Origin of the sequence: Cupriavidus pauculus, assembly GCF_003854935.1 — a bacterium.
Classification (GTDB): Bacteria; Pseudomonadota; Gammaproteobacteria; order Burkholderiales; family Burkholderiaceae; genus Cupriavidus; species Cupriavidus pauculus_C.
In genome coordinates this window covers 2,617,762-2,637,941 of the sequence record NZ_CP033969.1, presented here as the reverse complement: position 1 = coordinate 2,637,941, position 20,180 = coordinate 2,617,762, and the positions used below count along the sequence as shown (strand labels likewise).

Sequence of the window (20,180 nt, the reverse complement as noted above, 5' to 3'; positions counted from 1 at the left end):
TTTGTCGTGGTGTCTGGCGGTGCGTCGCTACGCGGGAATCTTCGCGCCCTTGGGCCGGGCGTCCTGGCCGGTGATGCCGCGCCGCGCCAGGTCCGCCAGCCGTTCAGGCGGCAGCCCCAGCACGCGCGCCAGTACCGCGTCGGTGTGCTGGCCCAGCGTCGGCGAGACGCTGCGGGTGGGCACCGGCCCGGGCCCGGTGCGGAACCACGCCGTGCTGGCGATGTAGCGGCCCACGTGCGCGCGCTCCACCTGCTGCCAGAAGCCGCGCGCCCGCAGGTGCGGGTCGTCCAGCACCTGCCACATCGGCCGCACCACGCCCGCCGCGATGCCGGCCCGCTGGAGCTGCTGCATGGCCGCGTCGGCATCGCGCGTGCGGGACCACTGGCCGATGGCGTCGTCAATGCGGTCGTGCGCGGCGCGGCGGCCGGCGCCGTCGGCCAGCGTCGGGTCCATCGCCAGATCGTTGCGGCCGATGGCCTGGCACAGCGCCGGCCACTGGCCGTCGGTGGCGGTCAGCGCGATCCACGCGTCGTCGCCCGCGCAGCGGTAGATGCCGTGCGGCACGTTGAGCGGATGGCGGTTGCCCTGCCGGGGCGATACGGAGCCGGCCACCGACTGTTCGATCAGGTACGGCGCCGTCATCGGCAGCATCGCCTCCACCTGCGACAGGTTCACGTGCCGCCCCCGCCCCGTGGCCCGCTGCGCGAACAGCGCCAGCAGGATGGCCGCGCCGCCGTTGAGCCCGCCAACCGGGTCGCCATAGGCGTACGACGTCATGGCCGGGCCGCCGTCCGGGTGGCCCGTGTACAGCGGCAGCCCGCTGGCCTGTTCCAGCGTGCCGCCGTACGCGCGGGTGTTGCTCCAGGCGTTGCCAAGCCCGAACGCCGGCATCGACAGCATCACCAGCCGGGGATTGCGCGCGCGCAGCGCCGCGTAGTCGAGCCCGAGCTTGGGCAGCACCTCGGCCGAGTAGTTTTCGATCACGGCATCGGCCTGTGCCACCAGGTCCAGCAGCAGCGCCTTGCCGTCGGGCTGCGTCAGGTCCAGCGTGATGCCGAGCTTGTTGCGGTTCATCAGGTTGAAATTGGTGTTCTTCTCGTAGACGCGGTCGCGGTAGAACGCCTCGTTGAAGATGGCGCCGCGCCACCAGTCCGGGTAGCCGGTGCTTTCCACCTTGATGATTTCCGCGCCGAAGTCGGCCAGCGTGCGGGCAGCCAGCGGGCCGGCCCACCCCATCGTCAGGTCGACGATGCGCAGGCCCCGCAGCGGCATCGCGTCGTCAACGGCGGGTGGCGGCCGATGGCGCGGCACGTGGTCCAGCCCGGCGCGGCGGTACAGTCCGTCGTGGGCGCCCAGCGCGGGCGCCGGGCCACCGGGCAGCGGGCCGGCGTCGCCCAGCGGAAACGGCACCACCGGGCCCTCGAAGGTGACGCCGTCCAGCGTCACCGGCACGAACGCGCCGCGCTCGCGGTGCACGGCTTGATCCAGCAGCGTGCGCATGTCGGGCACCACCACGGCCGGATGCTTGAGGTCGGCCAGCCGCTGGAACCACTGGGCCGCCGTGCGCGTGCGGAACGCGGGCACCAGGATCGCGTCGATCGCATCGGCCCGCGCCATGCGCTCGGGCCCGCTGGCATAGGCCGGGTCGTCGGCCAGGTCCTCGCGGCCGATGGCCGTGCACAGCGCCTGCCATTGCGGCAGCGTGTGCGTGAAGATGCCGATCCACCCGTCGGCGGTCTCGTAGATGCCGCCCGGATGGGTGCCGCAGAACCGGTTCACACCCAGCCGGCGCAGCGGATGGCGCTTGTCCTGCACCATTCCCGCTTCCATCTCCACCACGCTGAACACGCACTCGTGCACGCTCAGCACGTAGCGGCGCCCCGCCGTGCCGATCAGCCCGGCCACAGCCGCCGAGAACGCGCTCAGCCCCACGGCGATGGCCGTCTGCAGGTCGTGCGGCATATGCGGCGGGCCTTCCACCGGCCCGCTGCCGTGCACCGCGCCGGCCAGCGCGCGGCAGATGGCCTCGGACCCGGCAAAGCCGCTGTATGGGCCGTCCTCGCCGAACCACGTCAGCACCACCTGCACCGGCATGTGCCCGGCCGATGGTTCGAGGATGGCGGGCACGTCCGGGCCGGCGTCCAGCGCGCGGGCGTCGAGCACGACGTCGCAGGTGCCTGCCAGCGCGGCCAGCCACGCATCGTCGCCGGCGTGCCCCGGGCGGGCCATCACGCTGCGCTTGTTCGTATTGAGCCAGGCGAACAGTGCGCTCTCTGGCTGCGAATGGCCGGGCACGTCCACCAGCGGCGGCATCTGGCGCCAGGCATCGCCAGCGGGTGGCTCGGCCTTGACCACCTCGGCACCAAAATCGGCGAACAGCTTGCCCGCGTAGGCCACGGCCGGGCCGCTGCCGATTTCCAGCACGCGCAGGCCGGCCAGCGCCAGTTGCGACGGATCGGGTTGGGGTCGGGTCATGATGGCCCCCTTACCAGGCGTCGACAAAGCCACGGCGGGCACGGCTGCCCCGCAGTTCGGCCGAGGCGATGCCCTGGGCGATCCAGCGCCGTGTCTCGGCCGGGTCGATCACGGCGTCGATCTCGACAGCCGCCGCGGTGTTGATCGCATGGCCGCGCTCGTACGATTGCGCCACCAGCCGGTCGAACAGCGCCTTGCGCTCGGGGCCGTCCGGCACCGCCTCCAGCTCCTTCTTGAAGCCCAGGCGCACGGCGCCTTCCAGCCCCATCGGCCCGAACTCGCCGGTGGGCCACGAGATCGTGAAGCTGGCCGAGCGGAAGCCGCCGCCGGCCATGGCCATCGCGCCCAGCCCGTAGCCCTTGCGCAGCGTCACCGCCAGCAGCGCCACGCGCAGCTTGGCGGCCGTCAGGAACATGCGCGACACGTGCCGCACCTGCGCCCGCGCCTCCACCTCGGGGCCGACCATGAACCCCGGCGTGTCGATCAGCGAGACGATCGGCAGGCCGTGCGCGTCGCAAAGCTGCATGAAGCGCGACGCCTTGTCGGCCGCGTCGGCGTCGATGGCCCCGCCCAGGTGGTACGGGTTGTTGGCCATGATGCCCACCGGCCGCCCCTCCACGCGCGCCAGCGCCGTGTGGATGCCCGAGCCAAAGCCGCCGCGCAGCATCAGCACCGTGCCCACGTCGGCAATGCCTTCGATGGCCTTGCGCGTGTCATAGACGCGCAGCCGGTTCTCGGGCACCACGTGGCGCAGGTCCAGCGGGCTCGGCGCGCTCCAGTCCGCCACACGGCCCTGGAACATCGACAGGTAGTGCCGTGCGGCGCGCGTGGCCTCGGCCTCGTTGTCGACCAGGATGTCGATCACGCCGTTGGCAAACTGCACCGGCGCCGGGCCCACGTCCTCGGGCCGGTACACGCCCAGCCCGCCGCCTTCGATCATCGCCGGGCCGGCCATGCCGATATTGGCGGACCTGTCGGCGATGATCACATCGCAGCAGCCCACGAACGCCGCGTTGCCCGCGAAGCAGCGGCCGGAGACCACGCCCACCACCGGCACCTGCCCGCTCAGTTCCGCGAACGCGGCAAACGACGGCTGGTAGAGGCCGGACACCGACGGGATATCGACGTCGCCCGGCCGCCCGCCGCCGCCTTCGCCAAACAGCACCAGCGGCAGTTCGTCGCGCAGCGCCACCTCCACGATGCGGTCGGTCTTGACGTGGTTGCGCTTGCCCTGCGTGCCGGCCATGACCGTGGCGTCGTACGCCATCACGGCGCTGCGGGCGCGGTCCGCGCCGACCAGCGCGCCGTTGATGTTGCCGATGCCGGTAATCAGCCCGTCGGCCGGGGCGTTGGCGATCAGGTCGTCCTTGCTGCGGCGCGACGCCTGCGCGGCCAGCGCCAGCCCGCCGTACTCGACAAAGGTGTCCGCGTCGCACAGGTCGGCGATGTTCTCGCGCGCCGTGCGCTGGCCGCGCGACCGGCGCCGCGCCACCGCGTCGGGCCGCGCCGCGTCGTAGAGAAACGCGTGGCGGTCCAGCACGCGCTGCAGGTCGGGGCGGATCGCGTGCGGGTCGTGGGCCTGGGCGGCGTCATCGGCGCCGCCGGCTGCCTCGCCCGGCTCCAGCACGATCAGCACCTGGTTCTCGGCGGCCAGCGCGTTCTTGTCCAGCCGCAGGTCCACCACGCGGCCGCCGCATTCGGCGACGATCGTGTGCTCCATCTTCATCGCGTCGAGCACGGCCACGGTCTGGCCGGGCCGTACCGTGTCGTTGAGCCGGACCGACAGCTCGACCACGCGGCCCGTCAGCGGCGCGCGCACGGCCACCAGCCCTTCGCCGATCTGTTCCTCGGGCTCGCTGGCGCGCGGCGTGGCCGGGCGGTGGGTGCCGCCCAGCAGCGCGTCCTGCGCCCGGCCGGCCTCAGCGATGCCGTCAGCGGCCTGCGTCAGTTCGGGCAGGATGGCCTCGAAATGGCGGGTGTGGATGTCCTGCCGCAGGAAGTCGTCGCGCTGGACCAGCGCGCGCAGCAGGTGCAGGTTGGTCGGCACGCCGACGATGCGGAATTCGGCCAGGCTGCGCTGCAGGCGCCGCACCACGGCCTCGAACGTGGGCGCCGCGCTGCTGACGATCAGCTTGGCCAGGAGCGTGTCGAAGTTTGGCGACGGCTCGTAGCCGGTGTAGGCGTGGGTATCGACGCGGACATCGGGCCCGGACGGCGCGTCAAAGCGCTCCAGCCGGCCATGCGCGGGGCGCGCCATGCCCTGCGCGTCGGTCATCTCGGCGTTCACGCGCACCTGCACCGCGTAGCCGCGCGGCTGCGGCGGCGCGGCGGGGTCCAGCCCCAGGTCGGCCAGCGTGCGGCCGGCGGCCACGCCAAGCTGCACGGCCACCAGATCCACGCCGGTCACCTGCTCGGTGATCGTGTGCTCCACCTGCAGGCGCGGATTGGCTTCGATGAACACGACATCGCGCTGCTCGCCCGCGTCGGTTTCCTCCACCAGGAACTCGAACGTCCCCAGGCTGCGGTAGTTCACGCGCCGCGCCAGCCGCAGCGCCGACTTGACGATCTGCTCGCGCAGCGCGGGCTTGAGCACCGGGCTCGGCGCGATTTCCACCAGCTTCTGGAAGCGGCGCTGCAGCGTGCAGTCGCGCTCGCCCAGCGCCACGACCGCGCTGCCGTCGCCGACGATCTGCACTTCGATATGGCGCGCCCGCGCCACCAGCCGCTCGGCGTACAGCGCGTCGATGCCGAACGCGGACGCCGCCTCGGAGCGGCAGCGCGCGTAGGCTTCGGCCAGGTCCTCGCGGCGGCGCACCACGCGCATGCCGCGCCCGCCCCCGCCGCCCACGGCCTTGATGACCACGCCGGCGCCGTCCTGCGCGTCGAAGAAGCGGCCGATGTCTTCCAGCGACGCGCCGCCGGGCGTCGACGGCATGACCGGCACGTCGCACTGCACGGCCAGTTCCAGCGCGCGGCCCTTGTCGCCGAACAGCGCCAGATGGGCCACGTCGGGCCCGACAAAGCGGATGCCGGCGTCCTGGCACGCCTGCGCAAAGTCCGCCCGCTCGCTCAGGAAGCCGTAGCCGGGGTGCACGGCGTCGCAGCCCGTGGCGCGCGCCGCGGCGACGATGCCGGCGATGTCGATGTAGGCGGCCGGCCCGCTGCCGTCGAGCGCCACGGCCTCGTCGGCCAGCACGCGGTGCAGCGCGCTGGCGTCGTCCTGCGCGTACACGGCCACGGTGGCGATATCGAGGTCGCGCGCGGCGCGCAGCACGCGCAGCGCGATTTCGCCCCGGTTGGCGATCAGCAGCTTCTTCAAGGTGGTCTCCTGTGGTTCTTGTTGATACGGCGCCCCGGCTCAGGGCCGGATGCCAAAACGGCTGACGCCCGGCTCGCGCAGCGGCGCGGCCAGGTTGGCAAATTCGCAGAGCAGCGCGCGGGTATCGCGCGGGTCGATGATGTCCTCGATGACGAACGCCTCGGCGCTGCGGAACGGCGAGGTCAGGCTGCGCACGCGCTGTTCGATCTCGGCACGCTTCTGCACGGGGTCGTCGGCGCCCTCGATCTCGGCCTTGTAGGCCACCTCCAGCCCGCCCTCGATCGGCAGCGCGCCCCAGTTGGCCGACGGCCACGCATAACGGAAGTTGAAGCGGCCCATGTGCTGGTGGCCGGCTGCCGACACGCCATAGGCGCGCCGCAGGATCACCGAGCACCACGGCACCGTGGCCTGGTAGACCGCCGCCAGCGCGCGCACGCCGTGGCGCATGATGCCGGCCTGCTCGGCCTCGCGGCCGACCTGCAGGCCCATCGTGTCGACCAGATGCACGACCGGCAGGTGGAAGGTCTGCGCCAGGTCGACAAAGCGCGTGAATTTCTCGGCGGCGTCGCGGTCCCAGCTGCCGCCGTCGACGGCCGGGTCGCTCGCGATCACGGCCACGGGCCAGCCGTCGAGCCGCGCCAGCCCGGTGACGACGGCGCGGCCCCACTGCGCGCCGGTCTCGAAGAACGAATCGGCATCGACCACGGTTTCGACGATGGGCCGGATGGCATAGTCGCCGCCCGGCTGGCGCGGGATGGCGCCGAGCAGCCAGTCGTCGCGGCGCGCGGTGTCGGCGGCCGGCTCGGCACGCGGCGGCAGCGCGTGGACCGACGCCGGCAGGTACGACAGAAAGCGCCGGGCCCGCGCGAAGGCCTCGTGCTCGGTGGGCACCTCGTCGTCGACCACGCCGTTGCGCGTGTGGATCTGGCTGCCGCCCAGCTCGTTCTTGCTCAGCGTCTGGCCGACGCGGGCCTCTACCGACGGCGGCCCTTCGTTGAACAGTTGCGAGGTCTCGCGCACCATCACCGAGTAATGGCTCGACGCCACGCGCGCGGCGCCCATGCCGGCCACCGACCCCAGCGCCAGCGACACCACGGGCACCGTCGCCATGTTCTCCACCACGTGCTGCCAGACCTTCATGGTCGGAATCAGCGTGTGGCCCTTGATCTCGATATTGCGCACGGACCCGCCGCCGCCCGTGCCGTCGACCAGCCGGATCATCGGCAGGCGCAGGTCGTGGGCCATTTTCTCGGCATGGACGAGCTTGTCGCCCACCGCGCCGTCGTTGGCGCCGCCGCGCACCGTGAAGTCGTCGCCGACCAGCACCACGGGCCGGCCGTCGACCCGCGCGCGGCCCATCACGAGGTTGGACGGCACCAGGTCGACCAGCCGGCCGTTGCCGTCGTACCGGCCGCTGCCGCTCAGGCCGCCCACCTCGCGGAACGAGCCGGCGTCGGCCAGCGCGTCCACGCGTTCGCGCACCGTGAGCTTGCCGGCCTGCCGGTGCCGCGCCACCTTGTCCTCGCCGCCCATGCGCGCCGCCAGGCGGCGCCGATAGGCCAGTTCATCGACTTCGGGTTGCCAACTCACGCTGTCTCCGCTCGGATGTTTCCGAAGACAGTCGCACGACCCATGCCAGCCATCGGGCGCATTTGGCGGCCCGCCCGGGCCGTTGATTTCATTGTGTATTTCCGGACGCGCCGCTACGATGTCCCCCACGACGACATAACAGTGTCCGCACGACGGACACGACTGGAGACACCGGTGTCCTTGGAGACGACACAGCCACTTGGCGCGCTGATCTGCACGATCGACGGCGCGCGGGTGGCCGCCATCGGCCTGTGCGCCGATCCGGCCCTGGCCGATGCCGCGCAGGCGGCGCTGGCCACGGCCACCGACGCGGGCGATGGCCGCCGGCTGTTCCCGCTGGCCGCGGGTGACGCCCGGTACGTGGGCGTGGCGCTGGAAGACGCGCGGCACCGCTTGATCCTGATCCACGCGGCCGACACGCACGCCACGCTGTTCGACTTCCTCGGCACCGTGCCCTTTGCGGGCGCCATCCTCGACTACTTCCTCAACGATCCGTACCAGGCCATCACCGTGGTCGACCGCGCCGGGCGGGTGCGCTTTATCAGCCCCGTCCACGAGAAATTTCTTGGCATCGAGCGCGGCGCCGGGACGGGCCGGCCGGCGGCCGACGTGATACCGAATTCGCGGCTGCCGCAGGTGGCGGCGACCGGCAAGGCCGAGATCGGCCAGCTCCAGCAACTGAACGGCGCCACGCGCGTGGTCAACCGGATACCGATCCGCGCGCGCGGCGAGGTGGTGGGCGCCATCGGGCAGGTGATGTTCAAGGGGCCCGAGGAACTGGTGCGGCTGCACAAGGAATTGTCCGAGCTGCGCTCGGAGGTGGCGCGCTACCAGCGCGAGTTCGAAGGGCTGCGCGAGCGGCAGTCCACGCTGGGGCTGATTGGCGAAAGCGCGCCGATGCAGCGGCTGCGACGCGAAATCCAGACCGTGGCCCCGCTGGACGTGCCGGTGCTGATCCTGGGCGAAAGCGGCACAGGCAAGGAACTGGTGGCGCGGGCCATCCACAACGCCGGGCAGGAAACGGCCGGCGCCCGGCCGCTGGTGAGCCTGAACCTGGCCGCGCTGCCCGCGACGTTGATCGAATCGGAACTGTTCGGCCATGCGCCGGGCGCGTTTACGGGCAGCAAGCGGCAGGGTCAGGCTGGCAAGCTCGAACTGGCGGCCGGCGGCACCGTGTTCCTGGACGAGGTGGCCGATATCCCGATGGAGATGCAGGTCAAGCTGCTGCGCGTGCTGGAGGACCACATGGTCGAGCGGCTGGGCAGCGGGCGGCCCCGGCGCGTGGATTTCCGGCTGGTGTCGGCGACCAACCGCGACATCCCGGCGCTGATCGACGCGGGCCGCTTTCGGCTGGACCTCTACTACCGGCTTAGTGGCGTGGTGCTGCGCATTCCGGCGCTGCGGCAGCGGCGCGAGGACATTCCGGCCCTGCTCCAGCACTTCGTGGAGGCGTTCTGCGCGCGCAATGGCATGCCGGCGCCGCGCATCGACCACGACGTGCCGCGCTATCTGGCCGGCCAGCCGTGGCCCGGCAATGTCCGCCAGCTACGCCAGCGGGTGGAAGAGGCGCTGGTGTTCTGCGACGGCCGGCTGCTGCGCGTGGCCGATTTCGCACGCGGCGACGCGGCGCGCGGGCTGTCGATCGTGCCGTTGTCGCCCGAGCCCGATGCCGGCGCCACCGAGGCGCTGCCCGACGCTCCCCTGCCCGTCTCGCCCATCGCCCATGACCCGGCCGGCGCGCTGCGCGACGTGGCGCACGCGGCCGTGCTCGACGCGATTGCCCGCCACGGCGGCAACAAGAAACGGGCCGCCGCGCAGCTCGGCATCTCGCGTTCGCACCTGTACAAGATTCTGGAGCGCGGCGGCGGGGATTCGTCGCGCTAGGCGGCTACTCGGCGGCCGGCACCCAGCGCGGCGTCTGGGTCCGGCCGATGTAGGCAAACGCGATCTGGATCAGCCCCATGGTCAGCCCCAGCGCGGCGCCGACCTTCCAGGCCAGCGTGTAGTTGTGCATCAGGTCGTAGAGCCAGCCGCCGCCGAACGCGCCGATGAAGCTGCCGATCTGGTGGCTGAAGAACGCCACGCCGGCAATCATCGCCTGCCAGCGCAGGCCGAACGTCTGGGCGATCCAGCCCTGCACCAGCGGCGAGACGCCGAGCCACAGGAAGCCCATCACCGCGGAAAAGACCATCGTGCTTTCGGGCGTCGGCAGCGTGTGGAAGAACCAGACGAAGCCGATCGACCGGCAGATGTAGATGCCGCCGAGCAGCAGCAGCTTGTTGACGCGCCCGCCGGCCCAGCCGAAGAACAGGCTGCCCAGCACGTTGAAGCCGCCGATCAGGCCGAGCGCCTTGGCTGACAGCATCGGGTCCATGCCGCAGACGTCCAGGTAGGCCGGCAGGTGCGTGGTCAGGAAGACCAGCTGCATGCCGCAGATGGTGTACGCCAGCGCCATGACCACGAACGGCGGGTGCCGCAGCGCCGCCATCAGCGCCTGGCGCCCGCTCTGGCCGGCCTGCGCGGGCCCGGGCGCCACGCGCACCGTGTCGACCCGGCCGCCATGCCACGCGGCCGGCACCATGATCAGCGCCAGCACCACGAACGACACCAGCCCGATGCGCCAGCCCCAGCTACCGGTGATGGCCTGCCCCAGCGGCGCCGCGATCATCGCGCCGAGCGAGCCCGACGCCGACACGCAACCCAGCACGAGGCTGCGCACCTGGGCGTTGACCGCGCTGGACGCGGCGGCCATCGCCATCGCCGTGCCGGTGCTGGCCATCGCCATGCCGATCAGCACGCCGCCGCCCAGGATGACGGCCCACAGCCCCTGCGACGTGGCCAGCAGCACCAGCCCGACCAGGTACAGCAGCGATCCGCCGACCATCAGCGGCCGGAAGCCGGTGCGCACGGCCAGCGCGCCGGCAAAGGGCTGCAGCAGCCCCCAGGTCAGGTTCTGCACCGCCACGGCAATCGTGAAGTCGCCCACCGAGATGCCGATGTCGCGCGTCAGCGGCGGCACGAAGATCCCCAGGCTCTGCCGCAATCCCATGGCCAGCGACAGCATGACGGATGCGCCGATCAGGATCGGCAGTACGGGACGCAGCGCGGCGAGACGAGACATACGGGGGCTCTGGTGACGCGGCCCGGGGGCGGCCGCCAATCGCCATTTTCGTTGAATCGTCAAGGAATTCAAATGCTCGGGAATACCGATGACGGCCTGCCCTGCGGAAAGGGACGACTGGGGCGCCCGGCCTTCTGCCCGCCGATGTCAGGGCCGGTTCGCGTCGGTTCACGTCAGAAACCGCGTTCGTTGCGATAAGTTTTCTTATCGCAACGACGCCAATGCCGCACCAAAGCCGATGCCATCGAATCGGCCCACCCCCGTAACCGCATGCCCCACCCCTGTCAACGGTTCATGCGCGTTAAGTGGAGCGATATACAGTCCTTACATCTTTTTACAGCACGCGAATAGCAAACTGACTAACTTTGAATCGCTCCAGCGCTGCATTGCATCAATCCTGTGATGATGTGCTGAGAGTGTCCATGGCGCGTCGCGCCTCGCAATACCTGCACGCCCATGCCGTCCGGCATGCGGGCAGTTCAACGGACCGGCGACACGGTCCTCACGCCTGTTCCGGCGGCGTTGCCACGGCCCGGAGCAAACGGCGCATAACAATTGGTTGGGGGACGAGAACGCAAGACCCGATCCTCACGAACGTAACGTTCGCGCGGCGGGGAGCGTTCGTCTGCGAAATTTTTCACCGCGACCGACGTTGGCGTGTCGCGGGTGGCCACCTTTTACCCGGGAGCTCGCATGGACAACAATTCCGACCACAAGCCGACCGTGCCAACGCGGCGGCCGCCGCCACCGCCGGGCCGGCCCGCATCGCCGCCGCCGCGCGACGCCGTGGCCCAGCCCAGCCGCGCGCTGGGCCTGCGGCCGGTCTGGCAGGCCATTCCGCGCCTGGCCAGCTACGGCATGGTGGGCTTCATCATCTGGATCATCCTGTCCGTGATGTTCCCGTACGTGTTCGTGCGGTCGTCCGAGCGGGCCGTCGTCAACAGCCCCGTGAGCCTGATCACCACGCCCGTGGAAGGCATCGTCACCAAGCAGCTGGTGCCGGTGGGCACCACCTTCAAGCCCGGCGAATCGCTGATGACACTGCAGAACCCGAACATGGATCGGGCGCTGCTGCTGGAGCTGACCGGCAAGAAGCTCGACAACGAAAAGCGCCTGGAAGCCGCCAGGACCAAGCTGGAAGTGAACGAGGCGCGGCTGGCAGCCACCAGCGGCGACGTGCGGCGCTACACCTCGGCGGCCCAGCAGCAGAACGATTCGCGCGTGCGCGGCATCGAGGCGCGGCTCAATGTGGCGCAGCAGCAGATCGACGCCCAGCAAAATGTAGTCAATCGTAACGTGCAGATGCAGCAGGCCGGCGCCGTCAGCCAGGCGTTTACCGATGCATCGCGCAACCAGCTTGCCGTGCTGGCCGGTCAGCGCGACGCCGTCGAGGCCGAGCTGAACAGCGCCCGCAACAGCAGCGCGGCCACGCGCAACAAGGTGTTCGCGTCCAGCAACGACAGCGCCGTGGGCGCGCTGGCGCAGCGCTCGGACGAACTGAAGGCCGAGATCACCGGGCTGCAGGCCGAGATCAAGCAACTGGAAGCCTACGGCGCCGAGGTCGACAAGCTCGTCGACACCGAGCAGCAGCGGCTGGACCGCGTGTCGAACCTGGACATCAAGGCCTATGCCGGCGGCATCGTCGAGGACGTGCTGGCCCCGCCCGGCACGCGCGTGGCGGCCGGCGCCACGCTGATGCGCGCCACCAACTGCGCGCAGCCGGCCGTGGTGGCGGTCTTTCCGCGCAGCCTGAGCAAGGATCTGCTGCCCGGCGCGCCGGTCACGGTGCTGGTCGATGGCGTGGGCACCCCGCAGCCGGGCAAGGTGGCGGAAATCCTGCCGCGCGCGCCCGATGGCGACCAGGCACGGTATTTCGTGCCCTTCCCGCCCATCGAGAAGAACGAGCTTTACCTGATTGCCAAGCTCAACAAGCCGCTGCCCGACCTGCCCGGCGCCGGCAAGACCGACCGCTGCGCGCTCGGCCACTGGGCCAAGGTCAGCCTTGACCGCCCGTGGTTCCGCCGGCTGATCTGATCGACACCGATCGCCAGCCATGTCCCCCACGCCCGCAGGAGGAACCCTACCGTGCAGCGTTATCTCGCAGGATCGCGACACCCGGCCGCGCGCAAGCGGCTGCTCGAAAGCATCGTGACGATCGCGCTGGCCGCGCCGCTGGGCGTGGCCGCCGCGCCCCAGACCCCCGACGCGCCGCGCGACGCGTTGCGCGACGCCGGCTGCCAGACGCTGGCCGCCCGCGTGGCCGCTATCCCCGGCAGCGGCCCCGTGATGCTGGCCAGCTATGAACCGGCACCGGGCGGCGAACCGCTGCCGGGCCCGCTCAAGGAGTCGGCCTTCGTCTATGACAACGCGCTGGCCGGCATCGCGCTGCTGGCCTGTGGCCGGCCGGACGCCGCGCGGCGCATTGCCGATGCCGTGGTGGCCGGCGTCACGCGCGACCGCCACTACCACGATGGCCGGCTGCGCAACGCCTATCGCGCCGGCGCCATGCCGGACGGCCCCGTGCCGATGCCGGGCTGGTGGGACGCCAAGGCCAACCGCTGGTTCGAGGATCGCTACCAGGTTGGCACGGCCACCGGCAACGTGGCCTGGGCCGCGCTGCTGCTGCTGGCCACCTACGAGGCCACGCGGGCGCCGCGCTACCTGGACACGGCCCGCACGATGATGGGCTGGGTCGACAAGGTGACCTACGACAGCGCCGCGCCGGCCGCCTTCGTCGGCGGATTCTTCGGCCACGAGCCGTCGCCGCAGCGCCAGGGCTGGAAATCGACCGAGCACAACGTCGACACCTACGCGGTGTTCCGCTGGCTGTCGCGGCTCGACAGCGACCCGCGCTGGCGCACCGGCGCCGACCGCTCGCGCCAGTTCGTTGAGGCGATGTGGCAGCCCGGCGAGGGCCGCTTCGCCATCGGCACGCGCGACGACGGCCGCACGCTGAATGCAGGCCCGTCGGCGCTCGACGCCTCGCTGTGGCCGCTGATCGCGATACCCGACGCGGCGCCCGGCTGGCAGCGCGCGCTGACCTGGGCCCGCACGCGCCACGGCGTCAAGGGCGGCTACGGCTTCAACGCCAACCCGGACGGCATCTGGACCGAAGGCACCGGCCAGGCCGCGCTGGTGCTGCGCGCCAGCGGCCGCGACGCCGAGGCCGCCCCGCTCTGGCCGCTGCTGGCCGCCCAGCGGGCGCCGTCGGGCATGTTGTTCGCCACCCCCGACACGCGCGTGCGCACCGGGCTGCAGATCGGCCCCGACTCGAAGACCGACGACTTCTACTACTTCCACCTGCCCCACCTGGGCGCCACGGCCTGGGCCGTGCTGGCGGCGGCCGGATGGAACCCCTTTCAGCCCGGCGGAAGCCCGCCCAAGGAGTGACGATGCTGGCCGCGAGCTTTGCGAGTTTTCTGGATGGCAGCATGCTGGTCCAGGTCAATGCCGGCGCGCTGCTGATCGCCGTGCTATGCCTGCGCGGCGACCGCCGCCGCGCCGCCGACCGCTGGCTGTTCGGCCTGGCGGCCGGCATCCTGCTTGGCGTCTACTACATCTGGCGCATCACCGAGACACTGCCCGAATGGCGGCTGGAATTCCCCAGCCTGTGGGCCCACGCGTTCCTGGGCTTCGAGACGCTGACCATCCTCTACACGCTGATCTCCATCGTCACGCTCACGCGCACGACCGACCACCGCGCCCAGGCCGATGCCGGCGAGGCCCGGCTGCGCGGCGACCGCGACGCGCCGGCCGTCGACATCTTCATCGCCACCTACAACGAGGGGCTGGACGTGCTGGAGAAGACGATCGTCGCGGCCAAGGCCATCGACTATCCCAACTTCCGCGTCTGGGTGCTCGACGACACCCGGCGCGACTGGCTCAAGGCGTTCTGCCAGCAGGCCGGCGTGCACTACGTGACGCGGCCCGACAACACCCACGCCAAGGCCGGCAACCTGAACAACGGCCTGCAGCACAGTGCCGGGATCGACGGCGGCGCGCCGTTCATCATGGTGCTGGACGCCGACTTTGCGCCGCACCGCAACATCCTGCTGCGCATCGTCGGCCTGTTCGACGACCCGCGCGTGGGCGTGGTGCAGACGCCGCAGTTCTACTACAACGCCGACCCCATCCAGTACAACCTGCGCTCCACCGACTGCTGGGTGGACGAGCAGCGCGCGTTCTTCGACGTGATGCAGCCGGCCAAGGACGCCTGGGACACCGCGTTCTGCATCGGCACGTCGTTCGTGGTGCGGCGCGAGGCGCTGGGCCATATCGGCGGGTTTCCCACCGGCACGGTGACCGAGGACATCCACCTGACCTACAAGTTGATGCCGTACGGCTACGTCACGCGCTGGCTCAACGAGCGGCTCAGCGTGGGCCTGTCGGCCGAGGGGCTGCCCGAGTACATCAGCCAGCGCAGCCGCTGGGGCCTGGGCACGATCCAGGTGGCGCTGACCGCCGACGGCCCGCTGCGCGGCCGGGGCTACACGTTCCGCCAGCGGCTGCACTACGTGCACGGGCTGCTGCACTGGCTCAGCCGCCCGTTCACGCTGATGCTGCTGACCGGGCCGCTGCTCTACTGGTTCTTCAACGTCCCCACGCTCTATGGCGATCCGCTGCAATTCCTGGCCTATGGCGTGCCGGCGCTGCTGCTGTACTGGGCGTACAGCATCTGGATCACGGGCTCGCGCGCGATGCCGATCTTCACCGAGGTCACGCAGATCGTGGCGGCGATGGCCGTGACGGCCACGCTGGCCAGCGCCATGTTCAAGCCGTTCGGGCGGCCGTTCAAGGTCACCAACAAGGGGCTGGACCGCTCGAAGCTGACCGTCCACGGCAAGTTCGCGGCGTTCTACGGGGCGCTGTTCGTGCTGTCGGCGGTGGGCCTGGGGCGCGCCATCGCCGCCGACGGCAACGCGCCGGGCACCGTGTTCAACATCGCCTGGACCGTGGTGTCGATGGTGCTGTACCTGGCGTCGCTGCTGGTCTGCTTCGAGCTGCCGCGCCCGCGCAAGGAAGAGCGCTTTCCGTTCCGCGCGGCGGCACGGCTGCAGTTCTACGGCGACGACGGCATCTCGCGCGAGGTCGATGGCGTGACGCGCGACCTGTCCTGCAACGGCGTCGCGCTGGAATCGCACAGCGGCACGCGCGTGGCGCCGGGCGCCATGGGCGCGTTCTGGCTGGCGCCGCTGGGCTGGGTGCCGTGCCGCGTGGCGCGCACCGACGGCCAGTTGATCGGCATCGCGCTGCTGCCCGACATGAGCGCGCGGCACCGGCTGATCCGGCTGCTGTTCAGCGAGCCGCCGCACAACATCGCGCGCCGGGGCCTGCCGGGCACGGCCATCGTGCAGCTTCTGCGGCGCGCCTTTACCGGTTGATCCACGCTATGACGATGACAACAATGCGCCTCTCCTCCAAGACTCCGCCAGTACCGCGATGGCTCGCGGTGCTGCTGCCGCTGGCGCTCACCGCCTGCACGCTGGAACCCTCCTACCAGCGGCCCGACTCGCCGGTGGCCAACGCCTGGCCCACGGGCGCCGCCTACCAGACCACGCCGGGCACCGCGCAGGCGCCCGTACCGGCCGTCAGCCTGGGCTGGCAGGACTTCTTTACCGACGCGCGGCTGCGGCGGCTGATCGAGCTGGGCCTGGCCAACAACCGCGACCTGCGCGTGGCCACGCTGTCCATCGACGAGGCCCGTGCGTACTACCGCATCCGGCGCGCGGCACAGTTCCCGGCCGTCGACGGCAACCTGGGCTTCAGCAGCACGCGCGTCACCGGCGACCTGCGCGCGCCGGGCCAGGACGCCGTGATCAACGCCTGGGGCGCCGGCGTGGGCTTTTCCGCGTTCGAGCTCGACGTGTTTGGCCGCATCCGCAGCCTCAAGCACGAGGCGCTGGAGCAGTACCTGGCCATCGAGGAAGTGCGGCGCAGCACGCAGATCAGCCTGGTGGGCGAGATTGCCACGGCCTACCTGACGTGGCAGGCCGACCAGCAACTGCTGAAGCTGTCGCAGGACACGCTCAAGATCCAGGAAGACGCCGCCGAGATGGTGCGCAAGAGCAAGCAGGCCGGCGGCATGGCCGAGATCGACCAGCATCGCACGCAGACGCAGGTGGAAACGGCCCGCGTGGACGTGGAGCAGTTCACGCGCCAGGTGGCGCAGGACGAGAACGCGCTGTCGCTGCTGATCGGCGGCCCGATCCCTGCCGACCTGCCGGCGCCGCAGCCATTCGACGACAGGTCGTTCGTGGCCGAGCTGCCGTCCGGGCTGCCGTCCGACCTGCTGGCGCAGCGCCCGGACATCATGGCCGCCGAGCACCGGCTCAAGGCCGCCAACGCCAACATCGGCGCGGCGCGCGCGGCGTTTTTCCCGCGCATCTCGCTGACCGCCGGCGTCGGGCTGGCCAGCACCACGCTGGCCGGACTCTTCACCGGCGGCGCGGCCTGGGCCTTTGCGCCGCAGGTGACGCTGCCGATCTTTAACGCCGGGGCGAACCAGGCCAACCTGGATGCGTCGAAGGTCCGCAAGGACATCAACGTCGCGCTGTACGAGCGCACGATCCAGGGCGCCTTCCGCGAAGTCTCCGACGGGCTGGCCGCCCGCGGCACATACGACCGCCAGACCGCCGCCCAGCAGTCGCTGCAGAAATCGGTCGCCGAGACCCGCCGGCTGGCCGAGATGCGCTTCAAGAACGGCGTGGATGACTACTTCCCGGTCTTCGACGCCCAGCGCCAGCAGTACGAGGCTGAAAAGAAGCTGGTGACGATCCAGCTCGCCCGCCTGAACAGCCGCGCGCAGCTATACAAGGCGCTGGGCGGCGGATGGTCGCAGCAGTCGGCGCCGGCGCAGCCGGTGGCCGGCAAGCCGGCGGGGATGGTGGCGCGGCAGTAGCGCGGCGGCGGCAGCCTGCGCTGCCATGTTGGCGTGTCTTCTGCCTGTTTTTTTTGCTCCCCTCTCCCGCCTGCGGGAGAGGGGCTGGGGGTGAGGGCCAGCCGCTCAAGATGCGACGGTAGCAGCTTGCACCGCCATGCCCTCTCCCCCGACCCCTCTCCCGCGCGCGGGAGAGGGGAGAAAACCATTGGGGGGAATACCGCCCGCGACCCCACACCACCACCACCCCACCGCCGCCCCCCGCCTCCGCTAAAATCCCCGCCACAAACACCCCAAGGCTTGCAGCGTGGCACTTCAGCAGGGTTTCATCCTGACCCGACATTGGCGCGATACCCCGGCTGGTACCGAAGTCGAGTTCTGGCTGGCGACCGACGACGGGCCGCGCCGGCTGCGCCTGCCGCCGCAGCCGTCCACGGCGTTCATCCCCGAGGCCCAGCGGGCCGCGGCCGAGGCGCTGTTGCAGGGCCAGCGCGATGTGACGCTGCGGCCGCTGCAGTTGCAGGATTTCCAGCGCCGGCCCGTGCTGGGCCTCTACTGCCCGCAGCACCGCCAGCTCATCCAGATCGACAAGGCGCTGCGCGACGCGGGCGTGGACGTCTACGAGGCCGATGTCCGGCCGCCCGAGCGCTACCTGATGGAGCGCTTCATCACCGCGCCGGTCTGGTTCGATGGCGACCCTGGCGCCGACGGCATCCTGCGCAACGCCCAGCTCAAGCCCGCCGCCGACTACCGCCCCGCGCTGCGCCTGGTGTCGCTGGACATCGAGACCAACGCGTTCGGCGACCTCTACTCGATTGCGCTCGAAGGCTGCGGCCAGCGGCAGGTCTACATGCTCGGCCCCGCGCCGCAGCAGGCGCCGGCCGACCTCGACTTCGCGCTGGAGTACCGCCCCACGCGGCAGGCGCTGCTCGAAGCGCTGAACGACTGGCTGGCGCGCCACGACCCGGATGCCATCATCGGCTGGAACCTCGTCCAGTTCGACCTGCGCGTGCTGCGCGAGCACGCCCGGCAGTTCCAGATGCCGCTGCGGCTGGGCCGGGGCGGCGCCGAGATGGAATGGCGCGAGCACAACCGCCAGCAGCACTATTTCGCCGGGGCGGCCGGGCGGCTCGTGATCGACGGCATCGAGGCGCTGCGCTCGGCCACGTGGAGCTTTCCGTCGTTCAGCCTCGAATCGGTGGCGCAGGCGCTGCTGGGCGAAGGCAAGGCGATCGACAACCCGTACGACCGCATGGACGAGATCGACCGGATGTTCGCCCAGGACAAGCCCGCGCTGGCCCGCTACAACCTGCGCGACTGCGAACTGGTCACGCGCATCTTCGAGAAGACCGAGCTGCTGCGATTCCTGCTGGAACGCGCCACCGTCACCGGGCTGCCGGCGGACCGCAGCGGCGGCTCGGTGGCCGCGTTCACGCACCTGTACATGCCGCTGATGCACCGCCAGGGCTACGTGGCGCCGAACCTTGGCGACAAGGCGCCCGAGGCCAGCCCGGGCGGCTTCGTGATGGATTCGCGGCCCGGGCTCTACGAATCGGTGCTGGTGCTGGACTACAAGAGCCTGTACCCGTCGATCATCCGCACGTTCCTGATCGACCCGATCGGGCTCGTGGAGGGCCTGGCGCACCCCGACGATGCCGACTCGGTGCCCGGCTTCCGGGGCGCCCGGTTCTCGCGCACGCGGCACTGCCTGCCGGCCATCGTGTCGCGCGTCTGGCAGGGCCGCGAGGCCGCCAAGCGCGACGGCAACAAGCCGCTGTCGCAGGCGCTCAAGATCATCATGAACGCGTTCTACGGCGTGCTCGGGTCCAGCGGCTGCCGGTTCTTCGACCCGCGGCTGGCGTCGTCGATCACCATGCGCGGGCACGAGATCATGCGCCAGACGCGCCAGCTGATCGAGGCACGCGGCTACGAGGTGATCTATGGCGATACCGATTCCACGTTCGTCTGGCTGCGCCGCGCGCGGACCGAGGACGACGCGGGCCAGATCGGCCGCAGCCTCGTGGCCTACGTCAACGACTGGTGGCGCGACCACCTGTGGCAGACCTACGGCCTGGAAAGCGCGCTGGAACTCCAGTTCGAGACCCACTTCCGCCGCTTCCTGATGCCGACCATCCGCGGCACCGACCTGGGCAGCAAGAAGCGCTACGCCGGCCAGGTGATGCGCCCCGACGGCCGCCTGGAGATGGTCTACAAGGGGCTGGAAACAGTACGCACGGACTGGTCGCCGCTGGCGCAGCAGTTCCAGCAGACGCTCTACGCCCGGATCTTCAACCGCGAGCCGTACCAGGAATACGTGCGCGACACGGTGCGCCGCACGCTGGCCGGCGAGCTGGACGACCTGCTGGTCTACCGCAAGCGGCTGCGCCGCCAGCTCGACGACTACCAGCGCAACGTGCCGCCGCACGTGCGCGCCGCCCGCATCGCCGATGCCTACAACGAGCGCCACGGCCGCCCGCGCCAGTACCAGAACGGCGGCTGGATCAGCTACCTGATGACGATGGCCGGCCCGGAGCCGCTGGAAACGCGCTCGGCGCCCATCGACTATGACCACTACGTCACGCGCCAGCTCCAGCCCATCGCCGACGCGATCCTGCCGTTCCTGGACGACGATTTCCAGACGCTGCTGACCGGCCAGATGGCGCTGTTTCCGTCCTGAACCGCCGGCGGGCGGGCGGCACGCAGGGTTTTCGCTGCGGTGCGACAACGGCGCAACCCGCTAGAATGGCCTGCCGGCGTCGCCTGACGCCGCCGCAAGAGCATCCGAAGAGACTCCCGTT

General features: G+C 70.9%; 10 protein-coding genes. 6 read left to right on the top strand and 4 right to left on the bottom strand.

What is annotated here, in order from left to right; genetic code table 11:
• Positions 1-27: 27 nt before the first annotated feature.
• Genes EHF44_RS13665 through EHF44_RS13655 form a run of 3 tightly spaced genes read right to left on the bottom strand, consistent with a single transcriptional unit; the run spans position 28 to position 7,384 of the window.
• Complete coding sequence (locus tag EHF44_RS13665; protein ID WP_124684244.1) at positions 28-2,475, bottom strand: CaiB/BaiF CoA-transferase family protein; 2,448 nt, start codon at positions 2,473-2,475, stop codon at positions 28-30.
• Positions 2,476-2,485: 10 nt separating this feature from the next.
• On the bottom strand, positions 2,486-5,794 hold the full coding sequence (locus EHF44_RS13660) for an acetyl-CoA carboxylase family protein (protein ID WP_124684243.1): 3,309 nt from the start codon (positions 5,792-5,794) through the stop codon (positions 2,486-2,488).
• Between the two features lie 39 nt (positions 5,795-5,833).
• Positions 5,834-7,384: an acyl-CoA carboxylase subunit beta gene (locus EHF44_RS13655; protein ID WP_124684242.1), complete on the bottom strand. Its 1,551-nt coding sequence runs from the start codon at positions 7,382-7,384 to the stop codon at positions 5,834-5,836.
• Positions 7,385-7,558: 174 nt separating this feature from the next.
• On the opposite strand from EHF44_RS13655, the gene EHF44_RS13650 reads away from it, so the two are divergent.
• Positions 7,559-9,268 carry a sigma-54 interaction domain-containing protein gene (locus EHF44_RS13650; RefSeq protein ID WP_437340281.1) on the top strand — a complete coding sequence of 570 codons (1,710 nt, stop codon included), beginning with the start codon at positions 7,559-7,561 and terminating at the stop codon, positions 9,266-9,268.
• 4 nt (positions 9,269-9,272) lie between these two features.
• Here EHF44_RS13650 and EHF44_RS13645 read toward each other — a convergent pair whose 3' ends face one another.
• A complete protein-coding gene (locus EHF44_RS13645; RefSeq protein WP_124684240.1) occupies positions 9,273-10,505 on the bottom strand; it encodes an MFS transporter in 1,233 nt (410 codons plus the stop codon).
• Between the two features lie 693 nt (positions 10,506-11,198).
• Between EHF44_RS13645 and EHF44_RS13640 the strand changes: the two genes are divergently transcribed.
• The 5 genes from EHF44_RS13640 to EHF44_RS13620 all read left to right on the top strand — a co-directional run bounded on the left by EHF44_RS13640 (position 11,199) and on the right by EHF44_RS13620 (position 20,059).
• The gene (locus tag EHF44_RS13640; protein ID WP_124684239.1) at positions 11,199-12,539 is read left to right on the top strand and encodes an HlyD family secretion protein; all 1,341 of its coding nucleotides are present in this window, start codon (positions 11,199-11,201) and stop codon (positions 12,537-12,539) included.
• A 126-nt stretch (positions 12,540-12,665) separates the two neighbouring features.
• Positions 12,666-13,895: a hypothetical protein gene (locus tag EHF44_RS13635; protein ID WP_437340332.1), complete on the top strand. Its 1,230-nt coding sequence runs from the start codon at positions 12,666-12,668 to the stop codon at positions 13,893-13,895.
• 2 nt (positions 13,896-13,897) lie between these two features.
• Positions 13,898-15,886: a glycosyltransferase gene (locus EHF44_RS13630; RefSeq protein WP_124684238.1), complete on the top strand. Its 1,989-nt coding sequence runs from the start codon at positions 13,898-13,900 to the stop codon at positions 15,884-15,886.
• Positions 15,887-15,909: 23 nt separating this feature from the next.
• The gene (locus tag EHF44_RS13625; protein ID WP_124684237.1) at positions 15,910-17,403 is read left to right on the top strand and encodes an efflux transporter outer membrane subunit; all 1,494 of its coding nucleotides are present in this window, start codon (positions 15,910-15,912) and stop codon (positions 17,401-17,403) included.
• 286 nt (positions 17,404-17,689) lie between these two features.
• Positions 17,690-20,059 carry a DNA polymerase II gene (locus EHF44_RS13620; protein WP_124684236.1) on the top strand — a complete coding sequence of 790 codons (2,370 nt, stop codon included), beginning with the start codon at positions 17,690-17,692 and terminating at the stop codon, positions 20,057-20,059.
• The last annotated feature ends 121 nt before the right edge of the window (positions 20,060-20,180 follow it).